The sequence below is a fragment of the Oribacterium sp. genome (assembly GCF_057249185.1).
In genome coordinates this window covers 1-4,909 of sequence record NZ_DBHIGR010000164.1, presented here as the reverse complement: position 1 = coordinate 4,909, position 4,909 = coordinate 1, and the positions used below count along the sequence as shown (strand labels likewise).

Sequence of the window (4,909 nt, the reverse complement as noted above, 5' to 3'; positions counted from 1 at the left end):
GCCCGCCACAGTTCTTCCGGGCTTCTCCCTCAGCCCCGACCGAATTCCCTCCCCCCATTGACCGACCGGAAAAATGGTCTTATTATCAAGATGTTTATCTCGTTGGCTGATCTATTGGAGGATAAAAAATGAAATTTAAAGATATGCCCTATGAGCGCATTTCCGTGGAAAGCATTAAAGAGGAAATGAAGGCGCTGATTCAAAAGCTGAAGAAAGCCAAGGATTTCGAAGAGGCGGAGACTCTTTTCTTAGAAAATGAAAAGCTGCAAGGCCATGTATTTACCATGTGCAACCTTGCCCTGGTTCGCCACTCCATTAATACGGAAGATAAATTCTACGATGAGGAACAAAACTATTGGAACAATGCCTATCCTCAGATTCAGGAATTTAATCAGGAATGGACTAAGGCCCTTTTGGATTCTCCCTTTAAAGATAATTTTGCCAAAAAATATGGGAACATCATGTTCCTGAACGCAGAAATCGACTTAAAGACATTTTCCCCGGAAATCATCCCCATGATGCAGGAGGAAAATGAGCTGACCACCGCCTATGAAAAGCTTCTGGCCGGTGCGCAGATTCCCTTTGAAGGAAAAATCTACACCATTTCCCAGATGTCTCCCTTTAAAAATGACAAGGATGATGCCAGAAGACTGGCCGCTTGGAAGGCGGAGGGACAATGGTATAAGGACAATCAGGGAGAGCTGGACCGTTTGTATGACAAGCTTGTGCATCTTCGGGATCAAATGGGGAAGAAGCTGGGCTATACCGACTTTACCGAGCTTGGCTACTACCGGATGAGAAGAAACTGCTACGACAAGCAGGATGTGCAAAAGTTCCGAGAGGCCGTGCAGAAATATGTGGTACCCGTTGCCGAAAAGATTTACAAAAGACAGGCTGAACGACTGGGCAAATCCTATCCCCTAAGCTATGCGGATGCGGCCATTGAATTCCGCTCCGGAAATCCGAAGCCGAAGGGAAATCCGGACGAGATTGTTGCCTCCGGAAAGAAGTTCTATGACTGGCTTTCTCCGGAAACGGCAGAATTTTTCAATCACATGATTGATGATGAGTTAATGGATCTGCTCTCCACCAAGGGCAAGCAAGGTGGAGGATATTGCACCTCCTTCCAGGACTACAAGACTCCCTTCATCTTTGCCAACTTTAACGGCACCCAGCACGATATTGAGGTGATTACCCATGAGGCAGGTCATGCCTTTGCCGCTTATCTAAACCGAAATCGGGTGCCCTATGAGTGCATTTGGCCAAGCCTTGAGGCCTGCGAAGTCCACTCCATGTCCATGGAATTCTTTGCAGAGGCATTTTCCGAAGAGTTCTTCGGGGAGGATGCCGGAAAATACAATTACTCCCACTTAGCAGGAGCCTTATGCTTTATTCCTTATGGCACCATGGTGGATCATTTTCAGCATATCGTGTATGAAAATCCGAATCTCAGCCCTGCAGAGCGACATGCCAAATGGAAGGAGCTGGTACAGATTTATCAGCCCTGGTTAAAGCTGGATGGAGAAATTCCTTTCTATAGTGAGGGAGAGGGCTGGCAGAGACAGCACCATATCTACTCTTCTCCCTTCTACTACATTGACTACTGCCTGGCACAAACCGTGGCACTCCAGTTCTGGAACCTGATTCAGAAGGATCAAAAGGAGGCTTGGCAGCACTACATGGCGTACACCAAGCAGGGCGGTTCCGTGGTTTTCACAAAGCTCCTAAAGAATGCCGGTCTGGAAAGTCCCTTCCAGGAGAGCTGCCTTCGAGGAATCTGCGATACCGCGGCGAAATACCTTGCGGACTATGATTTAAACGGGATTCAATAAAGGAACATGTTCAGGCGGATTTAGGAAGAGTAAAAAGTCCGGTATAAAAAAGCGCGCTCGATTCAAGTTATTGAAGAAGAGAGAAGCATATTACTTTTAGTAAAGAATGGCCGGTGCAACTTTTAGAAACTGGCTAGGCTTATTTTATGAGAATTGGAGGATGCTTAGCTGATGAAACAGAATAATAAAGCACTGGAAGAGCTGATTGAGGAAATCAAAGCTCTTCCGGAAAATCAAAGCTATACAGAACGGGACGTCCCTCCCATTTTCCAATTCCATGAAGAATCCAAGATTCTTCTGGTGGGGCAGGCTCCCGGCAGGAAGGTGGAGGAATCCGGCATTCCCTTCCATGACCTTTCAGGGAAGCGTCTTATGGAGTGGATGGGCATTTCCGAGGAAATCTTTTATGGAAAATCCATCTCCATTATCCCTATGGACTTTTACTATCCGGGAAAAGGAAAGGGTGGGGACTTGCCTCCCCGCCCCTTTATGCGAAAATACCATGACGCGGTAGCCGCTCTCCTCCCTAAGGTAAAGCTTCGCATTTTGATTGGAAAATACGCCATTTCCCACTATGATTCGAAGGGGGCAAAGCTCCCCTTAAGGGACTTGCTGTATCCTTACGGAGAAGCATGGGAGAAAGACCATGGGACAAGTTCTCTTTTGTCAGGACAGACTTCTTCGGAAATCTTGAATTTTCCCTTGGTGCATCCCAGCCCCCTAAACTATGGATGGATTAAGAAAAATCCCTGGTTTATGGAGAGGAATGTGCCACTATTGCAGGAAATGGTAAAGGAATTGCTGTAAAAGAATTGTTGTAAGCGAGTTGTTATAAGAAAATTACTATAAGAGAATTACCGCAAAACACCAAACGAAAACATCCACTTTACTTTATAGGAAGGAGGATAAACGATGCCCGAAAAGCATACCGATTTGAAGGACAAGCTACAGCATTTATATCAGCAGTACAGAGAGACACTATCTCCGGAAAATATGATTTTGTTTGATGAAATCGATTTTGAAAATGCCGAGGAGTTCAAGTTCTATATGACCCTATCTGAATTATTTCTTCAGGAACAACAGGAAGAGCTACTAAAAAGGAAAGAGCAGGCCAATGGAAAACAATAAGAGATATACAATCTTTGCAGGCGTAAACGGAGCCGGAAAATCCACATTATACAGCTTGCTAAAACAGGCAGAGCTTGGAGAACGGATCAATGCCGACGAAATCTTGTTTAGCAATGGCTGGGACTGGCGAGATGAAAAAGCGCAGTTTAAATCCATGCGCATTGCCTTAGAAAAAATCAATCGCTGTATTCAATCCGGTACTTCCTTCAATCAGGAAACCACCCTCTCCGGTATTTCCATTGTGAAGACCATCCAAGCTGCAAAGGAACAAGGATTTTTCGTAAAAATGTGTTACATCGGTTTAGAAAGTCCTGAACTGGCTATTGAACGGGTGGCAAAAAGAGTAACGGAAGGCGGCCACGGCATCAAAGAGGAAGACATCAGAAGGCGCTATGAAGCCTCCCTGAAAATGCTAAAAGAAGTTGCACCCTTATGCGACTCTGTAGCTTTTTTTGATAATACCGTCAAGTACAAAAAAGTGGCCAATCTAAATAACAAGCATTTACAAGTGAAAGAACATGATATTCCATGGTTCAATCGGGCGATGGAATGGATATCTGAAGCATAACGAGATACCGTATACTTTGCCAGCAATATCTCGTTAAAATTCAAAAAATGGGAATTATAGAAGTTATGCTCTATAATTTCCATTTTCGCTATAGGGAAAGAGCATATAGAAAGGAAAAATTATGTTTCAAAGCCTGATGGATATTCGGAAAGATACGCCGCAAGAAATTTTAAACTCATTAGTTGAAATAGCAAACAAGGCTTTTGATAATAGAGCCGGAAAAGTGGAAAATACAAGCAAAATGCCTTATCGCCTTATTTATAGAGGAGAAGATAATCTTTTCAGCTGCTTACAACTGGGAATGCTTGCATTGGAAAAACAGTCCGATTTTTTAGACTATGTGATTTCTTGGAAATGGATTGATGAAGAAAACCCAAGTGAAAACGAGGATATATTGAAGGAAATCCGTACACCGATAAATTAACCCTTTAAGGACATTGTTTTAAAAGGAGGCTGCATGACAAAAGAAGAAATTTGGGAAATGACCCTTCCAAGATACTTGCGAAATGATATAGAAGCATACATAAAAGGAGTAGAAGAAAATTCAAGTCTCCTGGATTGTCTTTGGGGAGAAGTCTACGGATCTATAAATTCTGCCCTATACAGTTATGTAATATCTGATGAACAGGCAAGATTTTTACGAAAAAAATACTTAGGCATCAATTTGGAGGACGACGAGCATGTCGATTGATTTTACAGATTGTCCGGTAAATAAACTACTTTGGTATGGAGGAGCTAATGGGAAGAAAATAGGCATTCAATATGATAATGAAAGCTATATGCTGAAGCTCCCTTCCTTTGTTAGAAGCAGCTTGAAGCAGGATAATGATAATAGTTCTATCAATGAATATCTTTCTTGCCATATCTATGAAAGCTTAGGGATAGATACCCAGAAAACCATTCTTGGAACATATAAAGATAAGCTTGCCGTAGCCTGCAAAGATTTTACCGATGATGGCTCTGAATTAAAGGATTTTGCTTCCCTCAAAAATTCTATTCTCAGTAATACAGAGAGTGGATACAATACTGAATTAGATGGTATTTTAGAAACTATACAAACACAAGAAGTCATATCCGGTAAACTGCTTGAAGAACGTTTTTGGGATATGTTCATTGTGGATGCTTTCATTGGAAATGTTGACAGGCATAATGGGAATTGGGGATTTCTTATCAACAAGTCGAAAGGGATCATACACTTAGCTCCCGTGTATGACTGTGGCTCTTCCTTATATCCTAATCTCACTGAAGCCGGCATGAAAAATATCCTTTCCTCGGAAAGGGAAATGAACGATAGAATTTATATTTTTCCAAGTTCAGCAATTCAGTATAAGGATAGAAAGATTAATTATTTTGAATTTCTAAATACTACTGATAATATTGC

At 42.3% G+C, this 4,909-nt stretch carries 7 protein-coding genes; all 7 read left to right on the top strand.

The window, feature by feature from the left end:
• Window positions 1–128: 128 nt before the first annotated feature.
• Window positions 129–1,832 carry a M3 family oligoendopeptidase gene (locus ACO4PX_RS08590; protein WP_485572291.1) on the top strand — a complete coding sequence of 568 codons (1,704 nt, stop codon included), beginning with the start codon at window positions 129–131 and terminating at the stop codon, window positions 1,830–1,832.
• A gap of 171 nt (window positions 1,833–2,003) precedes the next feature.
• A complete protein-coding gene (locus ACO4PX_RS08585) occupies window positions 2,004–2,639 on the top strand; it encodes a uracil-DNA glycosylase family protein (protein WP_485572290.1) in 636 nt (211 codons plus the stop codon).
• A 105-nt stretch (window positions 2,640–2,744) separates the two neighbouring features.
• Window positions 2,745–2,960, top strand: a complete 216-nt coding sequence (locus ACO4PX_RS08580) for a hypothetical protein (RefSeq protein WP_485572289.1) — start codon at window positions 2,745–2,747, stop codon at window positions 2,958–2,960.
• A complete protein-coding gene (locus tag ACO4PX_RS08575; RefSeq protein WP_485572288.1) occupies window positions 2,947–3,528 on the top strand; it encodes an ATPase in 582 nt (193 codons plus the stop codon). The genes ACO4PX_RS08580 and ACO4PX_RS08575 overlap by 14 nt, the downstream gene beginning before the upstream one ends.
• Window positions 3,529–3,649: 121 nt before the next feature.
• Window positions 3,650–3,952: a hypothetical protein gene (locus ACO4PX_RS08570; protein ID WP_007158245.1), complete on the top strand. Its 303-nt coding sequence runs from the start codon at window positions 3,650–3,652 to the stop codon at window positions 3,950–3,952.
• A 33-nt stretch (window positions 3,953–3,985) separates the two neighbouring features.
• The gene (locus ACO4PX_RS08565) at window positions 3,986–4,219 is read left to right on the top strand and encodes a hypothetical protein (protein WP_007158246.1); all 234 of its coding nucleotides are present in this window, start codon (window positions 3,986–3,988) and stop codon (window positions 4,217–4,219) included.
• On the top strand, window positions 4,209–4,909 hold a 701-nt coding region (locus ACO4PX_RS08560), incomplete at its 3' end, for a HipA domain-containing protein (protein ID WP_485572287.1). The genes ACO4PX_RS08565 and ACO4PX_RS08560, both read left to right, overlap by 11 nt.

Bases quoted from the DNA above. Each gene is read 5' to 3' on its own strand.
- ACO4PX_RS08590 (WP_485572291.1), top strand. From the start codon at position 129: ATGAAATTTAAAGATATGCCCTATGAGCGCATTTCCGTGGAAAGCATT.
- ACO4PX_RS08585 (WP_485572290.1), top strand. From the start codon at position 2,004: ATGAAACAGAATAATAAAGCACTGGAAGAGCTGATTGAGGAAATCAAA.
- ACO4PX_RS08580 (WP_485572289.1), top strand. From the start codon at position 2,745: ATGCCCGAAAAGCATACCGATTTGAAGGACAAGCTACAGCATTTATAT.
- ACO4PX_RS08575 (WP_485572288.1), top strand. From the start codon at position 2,947: ATGGAAAACAATAAGAGATATACAATCTTTGCAGGCGTAAACGGAGCC.
- ACO4PX_RS08570 (WP_007158245.1), top strand. From the start codon at position 3,650: ATGTTTCAAAGCCTGATGGATATTCGGAAAGATACGCCGCAAGAAATT.
- ACO4PX_RS08565 (WP_007158246.1), top strand. From the start codon at position 3,986: ATGACAAAAGAAGAAATTTGGGAAATGACCCTTCCAAGATACTTGCGA.